Annotated in this window: 15 protein-coding genes and 2 pseudogenes; 7 read left to right on the top strand and 10 right to left on the bottom strand. The window is 70.1% G+C overall.

What is annotated here, in order from left to right; translation table 11 throughout:
* Positions 1-3 precede the first annotated feature (3 nt).
* Complete coding sequence (locus K4G64_RS07740) at positions 4-1,527, bottom strand: alpha/beta hydrolase (protein ID WP_221755281.1); 1,524 nt, start codon at positions 1,525-1,527, stop codon at positions 4-6.
* Positions 1,528-1,650: 123 nt separating this feature from the next.
* Here K4G64_RS07740 and K4G64_RS07735 point away from each other — a divergent pair, with 123 nt between their 5' ends.
* Positions 1,651-2,595: a MerR family transcriptional regulator gene (locus K4G64_RS07735; RefSeq protein WP_221755305.1), complete on the top strand. Its 945-nt coding sequence runs from the start codon at positions 1,651-1,653 to the stop codon at positions 2,593-2,595.
* A 128-nt stretch (positions 2,596-2,723) separates the two neighbouring features.
* Here the strand turns inward: K4G64_RS07735 and K4G64_RS07730 are convergent, their stop codons facing one another.
* The 3 genes and pseudogenes from K4G64_RS07730 to K4G64_RS07720 all read right to left on the bottom strand — a co-directional run bounded on the left by K4G64_RS07730 (position 2,724) and on the right by K4G64_RS07720 (position 4,891).
* Positions 2,724-3,113: a thiol-disulfide oxidoreductase DCC family protein gene (locus K4G64_RS07730; RefSeq protein WP_221755280.1), complete on the bottom strand. Its 390-nt coding sequence runs from the start codon at positions 3,111-3,113 to the stop codon at positions 2,724-2,726.
* 511 nt (positions 3,114-3,624) lie between these two features.
* Positions 3,625-4,340 (bottom strand): annotated as a pseudogene (locus K4G64_RS07725) (beta-glucanase).
* Between the two features lie 32 nt (positions 4,341-4,372).
* Positions 4,373-4,891, bottom strand: a complete 519-nt coding sequence (locus K4G64_RS07720) for a hypothetical protein (RefSeq protein ID WP_221755279.1) — start codon at positions 4,889-4,891, stop codon at positions 4,373-4,375.
* A gap of 43 nt (positions 4,892-4,934) precedes the next feature.
* On the opposite strand from K4G64_RS07720, the pseudogene K4G64_RS39915 reads away from it, so the two are divergent.
* A pseudogene (locus K4G64_RS39915) lies at positions 4,935-5,089 on the top strand (alpha/beta hydrolase); the annotation flags it as partial.
* A gap of 90 nt (positions 5,090-5,179) precedes the next feature.
* Here the strand turns inward: K4G64_RS39915 and K4G64_RS07715 are convergent.
* Complete coding sequence (locus K4G64_RS07715) at positions 5,180-6,118, bottom strand: GNAT family N-acetyltransferase (RefSeq protein WP_221755278.1); 939 nt, start codon at positions 6,116-6,118, stop codon at positions 5,180-5,182.
* A 161-nt stretch (positions 6,119-6,279) separates the two neighbouring features.
* On the opposite strand from K4G64_RS07715, the gene K4G64_RS07710 reads away from it, so the two are divergent.
* Together K4G64_RS07710 and K4G64_RS07705 are read left to right on the top strand one after the other, a co-directional pair.
* Positions 6,280-6,711, top strand: a complete 432-nt coding sequence (locus tag K4G64_RS07710; protein ID WP_260460146.1) for a TetR family transcriptional regulator C-terminal domain-containing protein — start codon at positions 6,280-6,282, stop codon at positions 6,709-6,711.
* 1,081 nt (positions 6,712-7,792) lie between these two features.
* Entirely contained in the window at positions 7,793-8,254 is a 462-nt protein-coding gene (locus K4G64_RS07705) for a C40 family peptidase (RefSeq protein ID WP_221755277.1), read from the top strand.
* Positions 8,255-8,285: 31 nt separating this feature from the next.
* Here the strand turns inward: K4G64_RS07705 and K4G64_RS07700 are convergent, their stop codons facing one another.
* Both K4G64_RS07700 and K4G64_RS07695 read right to left on the bottom strand, forming a co-directional pair.
* Positions 8,286-9,539 (bottom strand): SLC13 family permease, encoded by a 1,254-nt coding sequence (locus K4G64_RS07700; RefSeq protein ID WP_260460141.1) that lies wholly within the window; start codon positions 9,537-9,539, stop codon positions 8,286-8,288.
* Positions 9,540-9,642: 103 nt separating this feature from the next.
* A complete protein-coding gene (locus tag K4G64_RS07695) occupies positions 9,643-10,788 on the bottom strand; it encodes a PrpF domain-containing protein (protein WP_221755276.1) in 1,146 nt (381 codons plus the stop codon).
* A gap of 173 nt (positions 10,789-10,961) precedes the next feature.
* Here K4G64_RS07695 and K4G64_RS07690 point away from each other — a divergent pair, with 173 nt between their 5' ends.
* The gene (locus tag K4G64_RS07690) at positions 10,962-11,915 is read left to right on the top strand and encodes a LysR family transcriptional regulator (RefSeq protein ID WP_221755275.1); all 954 of its coding nucleotides are present in this window, start codon (positions 10,962-10,964) and stop codon (positions 11,913-11,915) included.
* 122 nt (positions 11,916-12,037) lie between these two features.
* Positions 12,038-12,280, top strand: coding sequence for a DUF5302 domain-containing protein (locus K4G64_RS07685; RefSeq protein ID WP_079129310.1), 243 nt, complete (start codon positions 12,038-12,040; stop codon positions 12,278-12,280).
* Positions 12,281-12,606: 326 nt separating this feature from the next.
* Here the strand turns inward: K4G64_RS07685 and K4G64_RS07680 are convergent, their stop codons facing one another.
* From K4G64_RS07680 to K4G64_RS07670, 3 genes are all read right to left on the bottom strand, one after another.
* Positions 12,607-14,397: a lysyl oxidase family protein gene (locus K4G64_RS07680; protein WP_221755274.1), complete on the bottom strand. Its 1,791-nt coding sequence runs from the start codon at positions 14,395-14,397 to the stop codon at positions 12,607-12,609.
* Positions 14,398-14,598: 201 nt separating this feature from the next.
* The gene (locus tag K4G64_RS07675) at positions 14,599-16,911 is read right to left on the bottom strand and encodes an FdhF/YdeP family oxidoreductase (protein ID WP_221755273.1); all 2,313 of its coding nucleotides are present in this window, start codon (positions 16,909-16,911) and stop codon (positions 14,599-14,601) included.
* A gap of 36 nt (positions 16,912-16,947) precedes the next feature.
* Positions 16,948-17,568, bottom strand: a complete 621-nt coding sequence (locus K4G64_RS07670) for an SRPBCC family protein (RefSeq protein WP_221755272.1) — start codon at positions 17,566-17,568, stop codon at positions 16,948-16,950.
* A 684-nt stretch (positions 17,569-18,252) separates the two neighbouring features.
* Here K4G64_RS07670 and K4G64_RS07665 point away from each other — a divergent pair.
* Positions 18,253-19,236 (top strand): class I SAM-dependent methyltransferase, encoded by a 984-nt coding sequence (locus K4G64_RS07665; protein ID WP_221755271.1) that lies wholly within the window; start codon positions 18,253-18,255, stop codon positions 19,234-19,236.
* Positions 19,237-19,385: the final 149 nt, after the last annotated feature.

The following is a 19,385-nucleotide window of genomic DNA, read 5'->3' as shown; positions in this document are numbered from 1 at the left end:
CCCTCAGCCGGTCAGGTGGGCGATCACCGAGCCCATCGCACGCCGCAGGGCCGGCCGTGTCTCCTCCGGTGGGTCGATGGTCTCGAACCCATGGTGGCCGTTGGGGACATCGACCAACTCCAGCCGCGCTGCGCTCCCCTTGGCCGCGCTCACGAACGCATCGACGGTCGCGGCGATTTCGGGTGCTTCTCGCCCGGCGCGCAGGAGGACGACGGGCAGGGGCCCCGCCTGATCGACCGCCTTGGCGGGGTGGAAGCGGGTGCCGGACATTCCCCAGGCGGGGAGAGGGGCCAGGACGGGGTAGGAGGCGGCCAGGCAGCGCAGCCAGGCGGGTGGCCGGGCCAGCCAGTCCGTGCTGAGAAGGCCGCCGCCGGAGAAGAACCACAGGGCGATCCGGTCGGCGTCCACCCGGGCGTCGGCCCGCACCAGTTCCACCGCGGCGGCGATGTCCGCGGCGGCGCGGTCGTAGTCCGCGATGTCGTGCAGACGGTGGTCGAGTGTCACGCCGACCATGCCCTCGGCGGCCGCCAGGCGGGCGTATCCCACCAGGGTCGGCCACTCACGGGGGCGCGGCCGCGCCCCGGCCGGCACAGGTCCGCCGTGCACGAAGACCACGGCCGGTCGCGGGCCGTCACCGTCGGGGACGTACAGATCGACATGCCCGTGGCGGTCGCGGGGCAACTCGGGTACGTCCAGCGGGAACGGGCGCAGGTGGGCCGGCGCCTGCACATCGTTACCGGCCCGCCGCAGACGATGCCCCTGCCCGGCCGCGGCCCCCAGCAGGACCTCCGCCAGTGCGTCGGGGCAGGACAGCATCGGCCAGTGGCCGGTGGGCAGCTCGAAGAAGGTGACCTGAGGTTCGGTGAGGACGGCCAGCGCGGGGTCACCGAAGTCCACGAGCCTCTGCACCAGGTCGATGCGGGCGCCGTTGCTCGCGCACAGCACGCCGGTCACGGGAACCGCGGCCACCGCTCCCGTGAGCCGCAGCGGCTCCAGCAGGGTGCCCAGCGGCTGCGCCGCTGCCAGCGCGGTCAGGCGCTTCAGCGCCGCCTCGCCCACACCGGCGGTACTGCCCCAGCGTCCCCACTCTTCGAGGCCCGGCGGCGCCAGCACGCCCTCGCGCTCACCGGCCTCGGCACGTTCGGTCAACTGCGCGCGCAGAGCCTGGTCCGGAACGGCGGCCAGCGGCGGAACACCGTTCTGCGGCATCCCGCAGTCCAGGTACACGACGCGTGCGACGCGCTCCGCCCGCCGATCGGCGGCGCCGAGCACCGGGTGGATCCCGTAGTCGTGACCGACGAGCACGATCTCCTGCCCGTCCGTCGCCTCCACCGCGTCGATTGCCGCGATCACGTCCTCGATGTGGGTCTCCAGACCGACGTGCGCCGGCGTCGCGGGCCTCGCCGGGTCGATGCCCGTCAGCGGGACGGCGTGCGCCGCGCTGCCCGCCGCGACCAGCCCCTCGGCCGTCTCCTGCCAGACATGGGCCCCGGTGAACACACCCGCCACCATGATGAACACCTGCACAAAGGCCTCCCCGGGATCGTCACATGGCGCCGCGCCGGTCGCGTACGCCGTCCTCCGCGGGCCACGGCAGCTGCCGTTCCCCGCGCACCGGTACCGTAGGAACTCCCCTTAAGGGAGGTTCAACTGTCTACGTCGCACGAGCTGTTGTGGAGCATCGGGGAGCTCGCCGAGCGCGCCGGTGCCACGGTGAAGACCGTCCGCTTCTACTCCGACCAAGGCCTGCTCCCCGAAGCCGCCCGCAGCAGTGGCGGACACCGCCGCTACGGCGCCCAGGCACTGGAACGACTGCAGCTGATCCGCTCGCTGCGCACCCTTGACCTGCCCCTGCCCGAGATACGCCGCGTCCTCGAGGACGACGACGAAGCCGGCCATGTCCTGGAAAACGCCGTCGACAGCCGCCTGCGCGATCTCGGCAGCGAGCTCAAGGCCCTGCGCTGGCGAGAAGCGGCACTCCAACTGGTGCGGGACTGCCCACCGCCCCAACGCGCCGGCCGGCTGCGGCTGCTGGGCACGCTGAACACCCCGCCGAGCACCGCACCACTGGCCAGGTTCTGGCGCACCTGGCTGCCACCGCGGATGCCGCGCCGGGCGACCGCGGCATTCCTGGAGGTGGCCGTCCCCCAGCCGCCCGACGAACCGCACCCGTCCCAGGCACTCGCCTTCGCCCAGCTCCACGCCATGACGACGGCTCCATGCCCAGGAAGCCGACAGCCCCAACCAGAAGTGCACCGAGTAGCGGGCGCCGACGGCGCCGCCCTGCTGTACGCGGGCCTCGTGGAAGCGTTCGAACTCGCCGCCCCGCACCTGCGCAGGGCGCACGACCCGCGCCCGGGTGAGGCCTTGGACGCCTATGTCGCGGCCTACGCGAGCGCCTACCGCAGCCGGGACACCCCCGACTTCCGCCGCCTGCTCGACGCCCGCCTGTCGGCCGATCCGCGCCTGGACCGCTACTGGGAACTCACCGCGATCGTCCTGACTCCGCCGGGCAGCAGCCCGCGGCCGACGCCGGGCTCCGCGGACGACTGGCTGCGCGCGGCACTGCAACGGGACAACGCCGGAGCGGCATGACGGGAGGATCCGCGACAGGCTGCCCGTCTCGTCGCATCACGCCCCCGCCATCCCATGGCCAGGGACGCCGAGGACGTCACGGAGTCACGGACGTCACGGACGTCACGGACGTCACGGACGTCGCCAGGCTACGCCCGGCGACTCTTCGTGCCGGGCACCGCACAAGCCGCCGTCCCGCCCGGCAGTCGCCCGCGGTTGTCGGCCACGAGTCGGTACACGCCATGGGCGACCCAGCGCACGGGCGGCAGGGTGAGGACCGCTCCTGCGACGGACCACACGCCGCCCGCGCTCAGCAGGACCTTCGCCACGGCCTGCGCCCCGCCGTACACCCGACCGGTGGGTGTCACCCACAGGGCTTCGTGGCGGGCCTGCTCCTCAGTGACGCCGAGCGACGCGAGGTCCGCGTGCTGCCATGCCACAACGTCGCAGCGGGGCCGCACCAGCCGCCGGGCGATGCCCACGGACGTGGTGCAGAAGCCGCAGTCCCCGTCGAAGATCAGCACTGGTCGCATCCGCACCCGTCCATCCTGCCGCACCCGCGGCGGCTTCGCCCGGGCCCGAGCCAGTGGGCAGGTGCCCCGATGGTGGAACTGATCAAGGATGGGCAACACTTGATCCGGGGAAACCTTCTTGGGGAAGGCCCGGGGGAGAGGCGGTGAGGACGAGTGGGTGAGCAAGGTGGCCGCGACTGGGTGTGCATGACTCCGGACGACTTCGATCGTGACGCGCCGCCCCGCCCCGAGGTGGACGGACGGATCCCCGCAGAGCTGGACGAGTGCGGTACGGCGCCTCTCTTCGGTGACGATCCGCTTCCGACAGGAAAAGACGGGTCCCCTGCGCGCCCCGTCCAACGTGGGTATCAGGGAAGGTTGTTCTAGGACACCGATCTCGCACTGAACACCAGAGCCGACGGAGCACCGGCAGGAATCCGTGCGGGGAACTCTCAGCCGACCCCCTATCAGGGGGAGCCGAGCAGTGCATCTCGCAGCCCGGCGGCTGCTGGTGACCGCGATGGGCGCGAGACGACGTCTACGTGTCGCCGACGACCGCCGTGCCCGTCGTCGCGGGTCGCCGTACGACCAGGTGGCTCACCTCGTATGACATCGCGGTCGTCTCCGGCTGGGGTGGCGGGTGGTAACGCCCGGCGCACACGGAGAGGTTGACGATGAGGTAGGCGTGCCAGTTGCGTCCCACGCCTCGTCCGTCGGCGAAGACCCGCCTGCCGTTGAGCCACCATTCCACCGACCGGGAGCCGAACACGGTGCGCAGGTTCACCTGTGCGCCCGGTCGGACCGCCTCGTCCTGGTGGTAACGGTTCGTACCGCGCACGTGGTTCGTGAATTCGAGGAGGTCCGGGTTGTCCGCGTGGTACTCGAAGACGTCGATCTCCTGATCGCCGTCCCGCCAGGTCCAGATTGCGGGCCAAGCGCCGATCTCCTGGGGAAGCCGTACCTGGGGCGGACGGTGAATCCCTCCTCGCTTCCCTCGGTGGTGAGCAGCCCGGTGTTCCACCGGCCGTCCGGCCGTCGCCTGGCGCGGAAGACGCCTGTCCGGCTGTACGCGGGGTCGGAGACCAAGTAGTCGAGCTTGTCATCGCGCGGATTGACCGGGCCTCCGCCGGGATAGGCCCATGAACGACCCGCGACTCATTGGGTGGTGGAGGTGAAGTCGGCCGTGAAGACGACCGGGACGGAAAGCGGTACGCCGAGAGCCGGAATCGGGCTGTCCGGTAAGGGTTCGGTCATACCGAATGTCTCACCGGCTGAAGGCCGACTATTCATCCCGGCCACGACTTACGGCATCCCTTGACCCTTTCAGGTGAAGCAGGCAGCACAGTGGCGCGGCAATGCCGAGGCAGCTGGCTCGGCCCGGCGTAGTCGCACTCCAGTAGTTCCTCGGGCACGATCGCGTACCCGAGATTGGTCAAAGTCCCGCAGACCTTGTTCAGATCCGCAGCGTCCAACTCGCCCTCTGCTTGTGCTTCCCCGGTGCCGAGGAAGGCGCCAGGATTGTCGGCACAGACCAGCGCCAGGGAGCCGAACTTGCTCATGCAGACGACGATCCGGCTTCCGCACACAGTCGCATCTGCCGGCACGGTGATCCGTCCGTATTCACTGGAATCCTGCGTGTCTCGATCACTGAGACATGGCGTGGCGAAGTCGTCCTCAAGGTGGGCCACGAGGTCGTTGAACAACGCGCCAGTCTCACCAGGGTCGTAGTCCCGGGGCCGCTCCAACCACTCGGGATCATCGAGCTCGCGCAACACGGCCACCAGTTCCGCTTCGTGCTTCGTCACGCCCAGATCTTGGCGGATCAGCAGCAGACCCCGCCAGCCCGACATCACTCATGCCGAACAGCGTCTCGACGACGGAGCCCTCGAAGGCGAATTCACCCTCTGTGACATCCCCGGCACCCTGTGACGCCCGGAATCGCACCGGCCCCGCTGGTCCTGATGGCCCACAACACCATCGACGCCGCCGGCTGCAAGGAGAAGACGCTGCCCGCCAATCCGGGAGCGCACACAGGCGAGGCCGCTTGCATGTACTGGCGTCCCGTGGCTTCTGTTGCGTGGCACGGGGCGGGCTCAGCGCCAGTCGTCGATCACGTAGGCATCCGGGTGGCTGTAGCCGGATTCGTTGGGCTTGTGCATGGTCACGCCTTGTAGCCAGGTACGGAAGCCGCGATCGACCATGCGCCGGTAGGCATCCTGGCGGGCCAGGTTCACTCCGGCGTCCAGTTGCCCCAGACCCTTCTCCGCGGCCAGCTGCTCGCACGCGTCCAGCAGGCGCTCGAACCGGTCCCCGGCGTCCGGGCCGGGCCGCACGGCGCCGAACTTGACGAAGCACACGTCCTCACCGGCCTCCGACCCCGCACCGCAGTGGCAGACGGCCAGACCGTCGAGGTCGGAGCCGGCGCCCTCGAGGAGGACCGTGTCCCCGAGCCCCTGCGCCTGTGTGGCCACGATCTCGCGCTCCAGGCTCAGGCCCTCGTACACGGCCTCCGTCAGGGCGCGGCCGAGGCTCAGTGCGTCGGGCCGCTCGGCGTCGGTCAGCCCGCCGTACAGCACGCGGCCGGGGGCCCCGGCGTCGTGGGCGACCTGCTTCTTCATGATCGCCGTAAGGAATCGGGGCCAGAAACCGTACCGGCGGTAGACCTCGAGGTGCTTGGGGCTGTGCGAGAACGTGAACAGGCCGAGGTGGCGGTTCTCCCAGGTGTCGAAGCAGGCCATGACCGGCTCCATGAGCCGCCTGCCGATGCCCTGGTCCCACAGATCCGGATGTACGGTCAGTGGGCCGAAGAATCCGACGCTGCCCCAGTCGGCGGCGAAGTTCGATCCGACGACCTCGCCCTCGACGGTCGCTGCGAAGGCCGCGTGTGGATCTGCCGCCCAGCGGGTGCGGACGTAGTCGGCGCTCCCGAAAAACGTCTCCGGCTCAGGGGCCCCGAGGAAGGTCCCGAAGGCGACCCTGAAGATCTCGTCGGCCCGGTCCAGGTCCGGCTCGACCAGCGGACGGACCGACACTGAGGCGGAAACTCCCGATCGCTTCGCTGCGGACATGATCGCTCTCCTTTCCGCCCCCCATATCCATCGCACCACGGACATGCGGTGCGGGCGAAGCGACAGGTACGGCGACTCGGCTTCGCCGGGCCCGACCGTCGGCGTACTTCCGCACCCGGGCCGCGCTGCTCACCGGACTCGCCACTCGCCTGGTCCAACTCGACCAGGAGGAGCTGCAATCGACGGCCGACCGTCTCCCGCCCATCCGCACCGCCGAGGAACTGGTGGACGGCTTGGTGCTGCTCACCCGACAGCGACTCACCGGAGAGGGCCGCCGCCGCTCGCTCGCCCGTTACGCCTGCATCATCGAGAGCGTGCGCGACCCCGAGCTGCGCGAGATCCTCGTCCCTCGCGAGAACGCCGGCAGGGAGGCCGTCCGGCTGTTCCTCGTTGGTCGGGGCGGGGCTGATGCCGGGAACCGCACGCACACACTGCTGACTTGCATCGACGGGCTGGTCTTCGACCGACTGGTGAGCGGCGGTGAAGTCCCGCGCGAGCCTCTCGACGACATCGTCGCGGCGGCCCTGCGTCGGTGCCCTGCCCGGTTGGACAAGTAGCCGGCTCGGTGGCCGACTTGGTCTGCCGGTCGCATCCGAGGAAGGGAGCAAGGTCACAAAAGCATATCGGGCATTTGCGGCTTCGATCTTCACGGGAGGAACACAAGGTGGCTAAGTTGGTCACCGTCTGCACGAGTTCCATCGATTGGCAGGTGGTCTCATGCACGCTCGGATGAAAGGAGCGCTGATTCCATGGCGCCGGAACGAACCTCGCGCCCCGGAGTGACCGGCTTCGCGGTCAGGGTCAACTCCCTTGCCCCGGTGGCCCTCACCGCCGAGGTCCGACTCTCGCAGTCTGCTGGTGCCCGCGTTGACGACTGAGAGCGAGGCGCCGAGCCCCGACGAGGTCCGGCGGTATGTCGACAGCCTCTACGACCGGGCCGAGAGCGACACGGGCAGATTCAACGCGACCCGCGCCGCCGCGATCCCGCGTCAGCGGGACACGAGCACCCGGGATCGTTCCCCGGAGGACGCGGAGCCTGCGCTCGCAGGCCTTGCCCGGCAGTGGTTCGACGCCGCCCGGGCCAAGCTGGGCCCGACGGTGTCGGCGTCGCTGCCGGAGAGAAGGTTGCCGGCCGTTCCCGACCGCGCACCGCGGGCGGCGCGCCCCGTGCGCCCGGTCGAACGTCCCGCCGAGCCTCTCGCCCTCGAAGCACCAAGGACGCCCAGGACGCCAGAGGTTCTCGAGGCGCCCACCCGAGTTGCATGGGAGCTGACCGGCGGATCAGCTCAGACACCGCCGACCGCTGCTCTCCCGCAGCTCTCCGGCAGACCATTCGCACCGGGCGCCGCAGGCGAATCCCGACGGGACGAGCACGCCTGGCGTGCCGATGCGCCGCCGGCCTCCGTCGACCCGGTGGCGCCATGGCCGCTGTACGAGCCCGAAGCCTCTCCCGCCCTGGATTCCGGGCCAGTGCTCGCCCCGCAGCCCGTCACGGCGCCGCCCACCGGTCCAGACCTCACCGCTACCTATCCCACCGTTCTGCCGGACCTCACCGCGCCTGCCGCGACGGCACTTGCTCCGGCCCTGCCCGCCGAGCCGACCGGCATACCCGCCCTAGCGGTGCCCACAGCGGATGCCATGTCGGCGGCACACGTCACCTCCGCGGCTTGGGAAACCCCCTCGACCACCGTCACATCAGCGGCTTACGGAGGATCCTGGCAGTCGCCGGACACCACCCACAGAACCCAGGCCGAGCGGGTGATCGCCTTCGCCCGAGCGCAGATCGGACGGCCCTGCGTATGGGGCGCGGTCGGGCCGGGATCGTACGATGCCCCCGGTCTCACCCAGGCCGCGTGGAAGGCCGCGGGCGTCACGCTTCCCCGGACCGCCGAGGCCCAGTGGAGAGCGGGGACGCAGGTCACGCTCGCTGACGTTCAGGTCGGAGACCTGGTCTTCTTCCACGACGACCTCCGCCACGTCGGTATCTGCAGCGGCAACGGCACGATGATTCACGCACCGGGCCCGGGAGCACGCATCTGTGAGGAGTCGGTGTTCTACGCCGGTCAGTCGGCGATCAAGGGTGTGATCCGCCCGGCCTGACGGGGAACGGTCTCGGCACTCAGCCGCCCCGCTACGACCAGGGCAGGACCAGCGCGCCCCACGCCACGACAGGTCCGAGGGCGACGATCCCACCGGTGTAGCCGATGACCTGGCGGTAGAAGCGGCGACCGTCCACCCCGCGGGCGTTGCTGAGGACGAGTGCGCCGTTGGTGGAGAAGGGCGAGGTGTCGACGATCGTCGTGGAGACGGCGAGCGCGGCGATCAGCCCGGCGGCGCTGAGGTGGCTGGAGAGCAGCAGCGGCACGGCGATGGGGATGATCGCCGTGAGGATCGCGGTGGAGGAGGCGAAGGCCGAGGTGATGGCCACGGTGAAGCACAGCAGCAGGGCGACGGCGGCCGGTGCGCCCAAACCCGCCGCATGCTCGGAGATGTTCTCGATGATGCCGGCCTTCTCCAGCATGGCGATGTAGGTCATCATGCCCGCGACCAGCAGCAGGGTGGACCAACTGACCCCGTCCACGGCCTTTTCCTGCCGCCTCATGTCCACCAGGGCCAGCAGCGCTCCGGCCGCGAGAGCCAGGAAGCCGATCTCCAGGTGGAAACCGAGAGCGCCGACGACGAGGGCGACCAGACAGGCGAGGGTGAGCCACTGGCGCCAGTCGGGCCTGCCGGACACGGCGAGGTCCTCGTCCTCGGCCGCTTCCTCGGAGCCCTCGGCCAGCGGGGCGGGGCGCTTGGCGAGCAGCGCGTAGGTGAGTGCCGAGAGCACCAGGTTGATCACGAAGCTGGCGCTGAACAGCGTCACCGCGGAGACCTGCAGTGCGGTCTTGTCGACCAGGCCGAGCACCAGCGCACCGGACACGGCGAGCGGGGAGAAGGCGCCCGCGTGACCGCCGCTGATCACCATCATGCCGACGACCAGCGGATTGAGCTTGTAGCGGTAGGCGAAGTTCATACCGATCGGCGCGAGGATCGCGACCGCGGCCGGAGTGAACGTGCCGAACGCCGTCAGTAGGGCGGCCACCAGGAACAGCACCCACGGGATGAGCGCGACCTTGCCGCGCACCAGCCGCACCCCGGCCGCGACGAGCCAGTCGATGGTGCCGTTGCGCCGGGCGACGGAGAACAGGTAGGTGACCCCGACGATGGTGACGAAGAGCTTCGCCGGGAACCCCCCGAAGATCTCGTCCTCGGTGAGGCCGAGCGAGGCGGTGCCGACCGCGAAGGTGGCGACGAAGGCGAGGATGCCCAGATTGATCGGCAGCACCGTGCCGACCACGAACATCACCAACAGCGCGCCTATGGAGATCACTTCAGCAGACATCTTTGTCCTTGGTGCGATGGGGGAGGGGCGCGCCCCGAGGGCGCGAGGGTATCCCGGTGCGTACGGCTGGGGGACCGGCCGACCGAGGTGATGTCCGTCCCGGTCAGGCGGCTTGTGTGCGGCCTGCTCCCGTGACGTGGAAGCGCCCTGTTTCCGGGACGTAGATACGGGCGTCGGCCAGCAGCCGTGCCGCACGCTGCACGGTCACCCGCCGCGGCAGGCCGTCTCGTACGTCGGTGCAGCGGACCGCGACGATGCCGGCGGGTGTGCCGAGCCGCAGCCACTCGTCGGTCGGGCTGCCCGTGATCCCGCAGACCACGGAGCCATCGACGAGCCCGGCCGCCGCGACGGCGACGGCGGAGGTCAGGCCGATCGCCGGATGCGGGGCGTTCATGCTGAGCATGCGCACCGAGATGTCGTAGTCCTCGCCGGCGACTCGTTCGCCGAGGGTGGTGGTGTACGGCACCGGCGGGCCCACCAGGCCCACCTTGGGCACCGCGTCGCCCGGTTCCTCGCCGGGCTCGAGCAGTCCCATCAGCGGTGCGGCGGTATGGCGCACGGTGCGCAGCCAGGGCACATCCGTGCCGACCCTTTCCAGGGGCTCGGCGCCGGTGCGGCCGGCTTCGAGGGCGTCGACGAGGACGACGGGTGCTCCGGCGTCCACCATGCTCACCCGTACCGGCTCGGCGGCAGCGACCGGAACGTCCTGCGCGGCCCGCCCGGTGGGGAGCAGTGAACCGGTGGTGCCACTGGCCGGATCGCGGAATGTGAGGCCGACGGCGACCCCGCCGGCACGCGTGCCGGGTACGGTCTGGCGGCCGAAGTGGTGTACGACGCCACCGGTGGTGTCCACGAGCCCTTCGAGGACCGCGCCGGTGTTGGTGTTGCGCATCACCACACGCGTCCGGTCACCGGTGATCGCCACCATGCCCTTCGCGACCGCGTACAGGGCGACCCCTGTGGCGCAGTTGCCGCAGTTGCTCGTCCACTCGACCGAGCCGGTGCCGATTCCGACCTGGGCGAAGAGATAGTCCACGTCCACGCCGGGTTCGGGGGAGGCGCCGACAACCGCGGCCTTCGAGGTGGTGGGGGTCGCCCCGCCCACGCCGTCGAGTTCCACGGGATCGGTCGCGCCGTACGCGGAGACCAGCAGCTTCTCCAGTTCGCCACGGCCGGCGGGGACGTCGACCTGATTGAACAGCCAGCACTTACTGGTGCCGCCACGCACCAGGGTCGCGGGAGTGTGCACGTCTGAGGCTCTTCCTTGATGCGACGAGAGGGGAGGGAGGGGCCGAGTCGGTGGTGAAGCGCGCATTGCGGGCCGGTGAACCGCTCGGCGATTGCGGAGACCTTCGCAGAGACGTGACTTCGGAACAATCGCAGTTCGCTTCACATGGGTTTAGCTCAGCTAAAGTCACCGGCATGCTGAACGTGCGCCGACTGCTGCTGCTCACCGAAGCCACCGAACGCGGTTCGCTCACCGCCGCCGCCGAGGCCCTCGGCATGACCACCTCCGCCGCCTCACAGCAGATGTCCCTGCTGGAGCAGGAGGCCGGGCAACCCCTGATCGAGCGGTTGCCGCGCGGTATCCGTCCCACCCCGGCGGGTGCCGCGCTGGCCGAACGCGGTCAGGCGATCCGCCGTGAACTACGCGCCGCGCAGGCCGACTTGGACTCCTTCACCGCCCTCGATCAGGGCACGCTCCGGCTCGGTTCCTTCCCCACGGCCAGCGCATCCCTGCTGCCGCTCGCGCTCACCCGTTTCCGGCGCCGCCACACCGGAATCCGTATCGAGGTACGTGCCGGCGTCCTCGCGGAGCTACGGGAGATGCTGCACACCGGGGAGGTGGAGCAGGGGCTGCTCTGGGACTACGAGTGGAACCGCCTCGACGACCCGGCGCTCTCCCTCACGCACCTCCTGGACGACCCCACGGTGCTGGTGGTCCCCGCGGACTCACCCCTGCGCACCCATCCCGCCGTGCGACTCGGCGACCTCGCCGACCAGGAGTGGATCATCCGCGCCGACAACCACCCTGTCGCCGACGTCCTTCGTCGCAGCTGCCGCCAGGCGGGATTCGAGCCGCGGATCGCCTATTCCTCGCACGACTACCAGGAGGCGCAGGCCATGGTCGCCGCCGGACTCGGGATCGCCCTCGCCCCCCGCCTGGCCCTCACCAGTCGGCGCAGCGACGTACGCCTCCTGCCCTTCGCGTCCGACGTACCGGCCCCCACCCGCCGCATCCTCCTCGCCCGCGCCACCGCCCGCCCCGCCACGCCACCCGCCCAGGCGATGGACCGCGTCCTGCGCGCGGTGGCACAGCGCTTCACCGCGCCCGGTCTGCACCGGGCCCAGCTCGGAGCGGTTCGCCGTGGCTGAGGATGCCTCCGCCTGAACCCCGGATGTGAGCCGGAGTGGCGGGCAATGATCGTCGGTGGCGCCTCATGCGGTACTCGGCATGACAAGCTGTGCTCTCCAACGTCCGAGCCCAGGAGGTCACCATGGCCGCAGAGTCTCCATCACCAGAAGGTTCGGAGTCGGCTGACGCCGAGAGCCCTGCCCTCACGCCCGACGCCGACGGACAATACGATCTGAAGCGCAAGTTCCGTGAGGCCCTGGCCCGCAAGCGCGGTATGCAGGCGGATGCCGCCGACCTCGCCGCCAATCCCCACGCGTCGAAGATCCGTGGCGCGCACGGCCCGGCCGCCAACCAGCGGTCGTTCCGGCGCAAGAGCGGCGGCTGAGCCGAGAACGGCGGCTGAGCCAAGAACGGCTGCTTGACGAGACTCGGCAGGACACGGCCCACCGGCCACACCGACGAGGCGGGCTGTGCCCTGCCGGGTGCGGGCGACCTGGCTGCGAGAGAGAACCTGTCCGGTCCGATCGGCGTCGGATTCGCCCGTGTCCTCGCCCGCTCGTCGGCATCCTGGTCGCTGCGGCCGTGACTCTCCCAGCACGTTCGCGGCCCTCCACGACCGCCTGCGGTCGCCCCGTACACCTCCCATACCGTGGACGGCTACGCCCCCGCCCTGATCTCGGGCGGGGGCGTCCTCCCCGTCGAGCCTTGGGGTCAGTTGGCGTTCACCAGGTCGTGCGCCGGCACGGTGACCGTCCGCTTCCCCGGCTCGCCGCCGAGCACGATCTTCCGCAGGGCGCTGTTGTTGTCGAGGTTGGTTTCCTTCAGCCGCTTCTCGGGGTTGGCCAGCACCTGGATGTAGTAGGTGCCGTTGGGCACCCCGGTGATGTCGAACGACTGGCCCGGCAGGTCCTGGGTGTACGTGTCACCGGATCCGACATCCAGCACCTCGCGGACGGAGATCGAGTTCTCCTCGCCGCAGGCGGTGGCCAGGTCCGTGTTGTACGGGTGCCAGTTGGCGTTCTTCACCGTGTAGTCGATCGCGTCGGTGTTGGCCAGGCAGAACGCTTCCTTGCCGCTGCGCACGGCCTCCTTCTTGTCGGCCTTCAGCAGCCGGTAACTGGCGAAGTCGGTGAAGTGCCAGTGCACGTGCCCCGGGCGCGGGTCCCACTCCATGGTGCCGGTCGGGGTGTAGCCGACCTGCTTGCCCTTGGCGTCGTAGAAGTACTGGAAGGCGTCCATCTTCGCCTTGCCGGGCTTGCGGAACCCGTCCACCACGAGCTGCGCCGGGCCGGCGTTCCAGACGTTGGCGCTGAACGCCAGGTAGTCCTTGCCCGGGACGTCCTCGTCGCCGTCGCTGATGGTGATGCCGTAGGCCGGCAGCGAGCGCAGGTCCGGCTTGGGGACGTCCGGGACGGAGGGCTTGCCGGCGGGCCGCTTCGACAGCGGCTTGAGGGCGGGCGCCTGACGCGAGCCGTCGGTCTGGCCGCCGGCATCCCTGGCCTGCTGAGACAGCGCGGACTGCTTCTTCTTCAGCGCCCAGGGCAGGGCCGGCGGCGCGGCCTTCAGCGGACCGTGGCCCACGTTGTACGAGGGACCCGCACCGCTCGTCACCGGCGCGGCGGCCTCGGCGCGGCTCGGCGCATGCCCCGGCCCGTGCCCGGCGTGCGTGGTCGGAGCCTGATGACCGGCACCGTGCCCGGCGTGCTCGGTCGGAGCCTGATGGCCCGCACCGTGCCCGGCGCCACCGGCCTTCGCGGAACGGGGCGCCGAGCCGGCGGAGCCCCCTTCGCCCTCCTGGCTGCGCTCCACCACGGTCACCTTGACCGTGGCCGCCTTGTCGGTGATGCCGAACAGGTCGCGGTACTTCTTGGCGACACCGACCTTGGCCGTGTACGTACCGGCCGGCAGCTGGACCGGCTCGCTGTAGGAGCCCCCGTAGGTGTTGGCCGCCCAACCCTTCTCCACGCCCCACACGGAGCCGAGGGTGAAGGGGTTGGTGGGGCAGCTCTCCGGATACTTGGAGGTGGAGGGTGCGTCGGGCCGCACTCGGCCGCTGGCGTTGTTCGGACAGAAGCCCTCACTGCGGGTGAGGACCTTCTTGCCGGCCTTGTCGGTGAGGGTGATCTCCGAGAAGCCGGGCAGCCCGGAGAAGTCCTTCACGGTGCCCGTGGGCAGCTTCTTCGCCTTGGGCTTGCCGCCCTCGTACACGGTCTGGGTGACGGCCACCGGGTCCTTGTAGGACTTCCGGGTCACCTTGAGCTCAAGCGGCGTCCCCTCGGCGATGAGGTAGGTGCCGAGGTCCAGGTACACCCCCGGCTCCTCCTTCCAGGAGGTGAGCGTCACCGAATTGGTCGCCGCCACGAGGCTCAGCTCGGGTCCCTTCGCGGCCTTGGCAGGCTCCTGAGCTGCGGCCACGATGCCGGCCGTCACGGCCGTCACGGCGACGGCCGTGGTGCCGGCGAGCAGCGTACGCCGCAGCCGAGCGGTGCGTCTTCTGGTCATGGTTCCCTCGTCCTCCGGTGCTTGGGAAGCAAGCAGGCGGCACGGCGCGTCCGCGAGGTCCGGGCCGGGGCCGTCACGTCAGGGGCGTTTTGCTCCGCCCGCGCTGTGAGAGGACCGGACCGGTTGTGCGGTTGTCCGAAGGACGGAAAGGGGGTGAAGGGTTGGCCGGATGCCGTCGTGGTGACGAGATCCGGCCGTCGGTCAGGCGGGTGTGGGCTGTGTCCGGTCGGGCGTGGGTTCGAGGCGGACGACGATGCCCTTCGACGTGGGCTGGTTGCTGATGTCGGCGACGCTGTCCAGCGGCACCAGGACGTTCGTCTCGGGGTAGTACGCGGCGGCCGAGCCCTTGGCGGCCGGGTAGGGCACGACTTCGAAGTTCGCTGCCCGGCGCTCGGTGCCGTCCGCCCAGACGCTCACCAGGTCGACGCGATCTCCCTGGGCGAGGCCGAGTTCGGTCAGGTCGGCCGGGTTGACGAGCACGACGTGGCGGCTGCCGTGGATGCCGCGGTAGCGGTCGTTGTCGGTGTAGGGGACGGTGTTCCACTGGTCGTGCGAGCGCAGCGTCTGCAGCAGCAGGTGCCCCTCGGGGGCCCGGGGGACAACGCGCTCGTTGCAGGTGAACAGGGCCTTGCCGACCGCGTTCTTGAAGACGCCCTCGTTGACCGGGTTGGGCAGTTGGAAGCCCCCGGGGCGGGTCACCCGTGCGTTGAAGTCGTGGAAGCCCGGCACGATGCGGGAGATGCGGTCGCGGATGGTGCGGTAGTCGCCCTCGAAGTTCTCCCAGGGGATGTCCGCCTTGCCATCCAGGGTGCGGCGGGCGAGCCGGCACAGGATGGCCACCTCGCTGAGCAGCAGCGGGGAGGCCGGCTCCAGGCGGCCCTGGGAGGTGTGCACCTGGCTCATGGAGTTCTCGACGGTGACGAACTGCTCGCCGTTGGCCTGGACGTCACGCTCGGTGCGGCCCAGGGTGGGCAGGATCAACGCGGTGTCGCCGCAGACGGTGTGCGAACGGTTGAGCTTGGTGGAGATGTGGGCGGTCAGCCGGCATGAGCGCATCGCTTCCTCGGTGACGTCGCTGTCGGGCGCGGCGCGGACGAAGTTGCCGGCGAGGGCGAGGAAGACCTTGACGCGGCCTTCGCGCATCGCCTTGATGGCGTTCACCGAGTCCAGGCCGTGCGGGCGCGGCGGGTCGAAGCCGAACTCCTTCTGCAGGGCGTCGAGGAAGGTGTCCGGCATCTGCTCCCAGATGCCCATGGTGCGGTCGCCCTGGACGTTGCTGTGCCCGCGCACCGGGCAGGCGCCGGTGCCTGCGCGCCCCAGATTGCCGCGCAGCATGAGGAAGTTGACGATCTCCCGGACGGTGGGCACGCCGTGCTTGTGCTGGGTGATGCCCATCGCCCAGCAGACGATGACGCGTTCGCTCTTCAGGACCTCGTCCCGGACTTTCTCGATCTCCTCGCGGGTCAGTCCGGTCGCCGTGTGCACGTCGTCCCAGTCGACGGTGCGGGCGTGCCGGGCGAACTCCTCGAAGCCGGTGGTGTGGGCGTCGATGAAGTCGTGGTCCAGGACGGTGCCGGGCCGGGCGTCCTCGGCCTCCAGCAGCAGACGGTTGAGGGCCTGGAACAGGGCGAGGTCGCCGCCGGGCTTGATGTGCAGGAAGCGGTCGGCGATCTGGGTGCCGCGTCCGACGATCCCGCTCGGCTTCTGCGGGTTCTTGAAGCGCCGCAGCCCGGCCTCCGGCAGCGGGTTGACCGCCACGATCCGTCCGCCGCCCCGCTTGGCCTCCTCCAGGGCGGAGAGCTGGCGAGGATGGTTGGAGCCCGGGTTCTGCCCGACCAGGAAGATCAGGTCGGCATGGTGGAGGTCGTCGAGACTGACGGTGCCCTTGCCGGTGCCGAGGGTCTCGCTGAGTGCGAATCCGCTGGACTCGTGGCACATGTTGCTGCAGTCGGGGAGGTTGTTGGTGCCGAAGGCGCGGGCGAAGAGCTGCAGGACGAAGGCTGCCTCGTTGCTGGCGCGGCCGGACGTGTAGAAGACGGCCTCGTCGGGGGAGTCCAGGGCCGTCAGCTCCTGCGCGAGGACGCCCAGGGCGTCGTTCCAGCCGATGGGCTCGTAGTGCCCGGAGCCGGGCCGCTTGATCATCGGCTCGGTGAGCCGGCCCTGCTGGTTGAGCCACATGTCGGAGCGTCCGGCGAGGTCGGAGACGCTGTGCTCACGGAAGAAGTCGGCGGTGATCCGGCGCGTGGTGGCCTCGTCGTTGATGTGCTTGGCGCCGTTCTCGCAGTACTCGTTGCGATGGCGCCGCCCGGGGGCCGGGTCCGCCCAGGCGCAGCCGGGGCAGTCGATCCCGCCCACCTGGTTCATGGCCAGCAGGTCCACCCCGGTCTTGCGCGGGGAGGTCTGCTCCAGGGAGTACTCCAGCGCGTGTACGACCGCGGGGACTCCGGCAGCCCACTTCTTCGGGGATGTCACGGAGAGGCTGGTCTCCGGCTCCTCGCCGGGCGGGTTCTGCATCGGTACGCCTTTCTCTTGCCGTGTCCGGTACGCAGGTCAGCCGACGGGCCACTGGGCCACGCGGCTCCTGGGCGGTTCCGGGTGATCGTGCTGTACGCGACCGTTGCGGATGGTGCCGCGCCAGGCCCCGCCCTCCTGCCCCAGCCCCTCGATGAACCGCTTGAAGTTCACAAGTTCGCCGCGCACCAGCCGGGCGGTCAGCCGGGCGGCCCTGGACGAGCGGGTGAGGATCCTCGCGGCTCCCCGCGGTTGCAGGAGCATCCGTACCGTGATCGCGGTGCCGCCGGACTCCGTCGGCCTGAACTCGACCTCGCCCTGGTGGGAGGGGTGCTGCTCCAGACCGCGCCACGCCAGGTAGGCGTCGGGGTCCTGCTCCACGATCTCGACCGCGAAGCGGTGCCGCAGGGGTCCGTAACCGATGGTCCAGGCGGTCACGGTGGGCCTGACCTGTTCGACGCCCCGCACCACGGTGGAGAAGCGCGGGAAGGTCTTGAACTGCGTCCACTGGTTGTACGCCGTTCGCACCGGCACCGCGACCTCGACCGTCTCTTCGACGTGCGACTCCCGCAGTGGGCGGCGGCGCGTGACGCCGTCGGCGTCGGCGGGCGTCCCCGGCGCGTCCGGCACGGCTCGGTGGGCGTCTTCTTCGTGCGCCATAGCGGTCTCTCTTCCGGTGAGGGACAGGACGTCCGGGCAGCCGGGCCTCCCCTCGTGCGTCAGGGCTTCACTTCCGGTTCCCAGATCGAGCACCTCGAGTCACCCCGGTGGGTTGGCGTCTGCGGAGCAACTATTTCCCATCAAAAGCGACGCATGCATGCGATTCGGGCACCGTGGACAAGCTTCCCCCGCAACGAGCGGTGTGGGGGAGAGGACACGGAGTGGACCAGGCGGCCCACCTCATGGTCAGGCACACTCGGCCCCCAGGCGTGGAAACCCTCCGCTACACTCCGCCGACGCGGCCTCGACGCCGTCCCTGATCCGCGTCGATCCGCGTCGCCGGCTGCCGTGGGGGAGCGGACAGGTGAGGGGAAGCTTTCGGCGCGCCCGCTACTCCGGACAGGTGACCCCCCATGGTTCGACCGGGTGTCGGCCGGAAGCACCTCCCGAGGCCCTCTAGAACCGATGTGTGGTGTTCAACGAAATCGCCGGGTCCGGAATCGCACGGCCCCACGCCGTCATCGCCCCCTCCTCGGCAAACCGGTCCGCCCCTGCCTCGGCCTCCTCGGCACGCCGGACGCGCTCGTGAGCGGGCAGTCGCCATCGCCCGACTTCGTCGAGGGCGCGATGGGCAGCGACTATGCCAGGCACTCGCAAGTGCAGCGAGACGCCGGAAGCAATGGCATGCCCTACCTGCACCGCGCCCTGGAGCAGGTGCCTCTCCCACAGGACGCCTCGCCGTTCCGCGCGGCAGACCTCGGTGCGGCGGCGGGGACCAACTCCATGGAACCTCTGCGCGCCGTGGTCGACGACGTTCGGGCGCGTGCGGGGTACGAGCTGCCCGTGACGGTGGTGCACACCGACATCGCCGGCAACGACTTCAACGCTCTCTTCTCCACCATCCACGGCTCGCCGGACTCGTACGCCCATCGACCAGGCGTCCATGCCTATGCCGCATCAGGGTCGTTCTACGGGCCCCTGTTCCCGCCGGCCGAACTGCATCTGGTCTGGAGCGCCATCGCGGTGCAGTGGCTGTCGCGACTGCCCGTGGTCGCCCAGGACCATATCTACCCCTCACGGGCCGACTCCGACATGCGCCGAGCCCTGCGAGAGCAGTCCCGGAGCGACTGGGAGGTGTTCCTGACCCATCGCGCCGCCGAACTGCGTCCAGGCGGCCGGATGGTCATCCTCGGCGGAGCGGCGGCCGACGACGGTTCCAGCGGCGCCGAAGGTCTGATGGACACGGCGAACGCGGTGTTGGTCGAATTGGTCGAGCAGGGACTTCTGGATGCGGACGAGCATGCCCGCATGATGATCCCCACGTGGAACAGAACCCTGGAGGAGTTCCTCGCCCCCTTGCGAGCCGAGCCGCTGGAACGCGACCTGAGCGTCGAGGAGCACAGTCTTGTCGCCCTGCCCGACATTCTGCTGGAGGAGTATCAGGCGACGCGGGACGCCGAGCACTTCGGAAACCGGGTGGCGGGATTCTTCGAGGCGGCGTTCGGGCCGTCCCTGTTCAGCGCCCTGATTCCCGGCAGCCGGAGTTCTGAGGCGGTCGACGAGGTGATGACCGAGTTCCGGACCCGATTGGCGGCTCGTGCCGCTGCCGACCCGGGAGCCGTCGAGACGCACTGGCACCTGGCTCTCCTCCGTATCGTCCGCCGCTGACGTCGACACAACTGCGGCATCTCGCGGGGCGTTGGACGAGAACCCGGCCCGCGGGGCATCGCCAAGTGGCGTGCCATCAAGCCAAGTTGCGTCCGCTGCCTTCCGGGATCGTTGCCTCGCCCATATCCTCGTGCGGCCGATGTTACCGA

Source organism: Streptomyces sp. WAC04114, assembly GCF_019733245.1.
Classification (GTDB): domain Bacteria; phylum Actinomycetota; class Actinomycetes; order Streptomycetales; family Streptomycetaceae; genus Streptomyces; species Streptomyces massasporeus_A.
Note: the sequence above shows the minus strand (reverse complement) of the source record. Positions and strands in the feature narration are given on the sequence as shown.

Bases quoted from the DNA above. Each gene is read 5' to 3' on its own strand.
- K4G64_RS07705 (WP_221755277.1), top strand. From the start codon at position 7,793: ATGTCGGCGGCACACGTCACCTCCGCGGCTTGGGAAACCCCCTCGACC.
- K4G64_RS07700 (WP_260460141.1), bottom strand. From the start codon at position 9,539: ATGTCTGCTGAAGTGATCTCCATAGGCGCGCTGTTGGTGATGTTCGTG.
- K4G64_RS07690 (WP_221755275.1), top strand. From the start codon at position 10,962: ATGCTGAACGTGCGCCGACTGCTGCTGCTCACCGAAGCCACCGAACGC.
- K4G64_RS07685 (WP_079129310.1), top strand. From the start codon at position 12,038: ATGGCCGCAGAGTCTCCATCACCAGAAGGTTCGGAGTCGGCTGACGCC.
- K4G64_RS07680 (WP_221755274.1), bottom strand. From the start codon at position 14,397: ATGACCAGAAGACGCACCGCTCGGCTGCGGCGTACGCTGCTCGCCGGC.
- K4G64_RS07675 (WP_221755273.1), bottom strand. From the start codon at position 16,911: ATGCAGAACCCGCCCGGCGAGGAGCCGGAGACCAGCCTCTCCGTGACA.
- K4G64_RS07670 (WP_221755272.1), bottom strand. From the start codon at position 17,568: ATGGCGCACGAAGAAGACGCCCACCGAGCCGTGCCGGACGCGCCGGGG.
- K4G64_RS07665 (WP_221755271.1), top strand. From the start codon at position 18,253: ATGCCCTACCTGCACCGCGCCCTGGAGCAGGTGCCTCTCCCACAGGAC.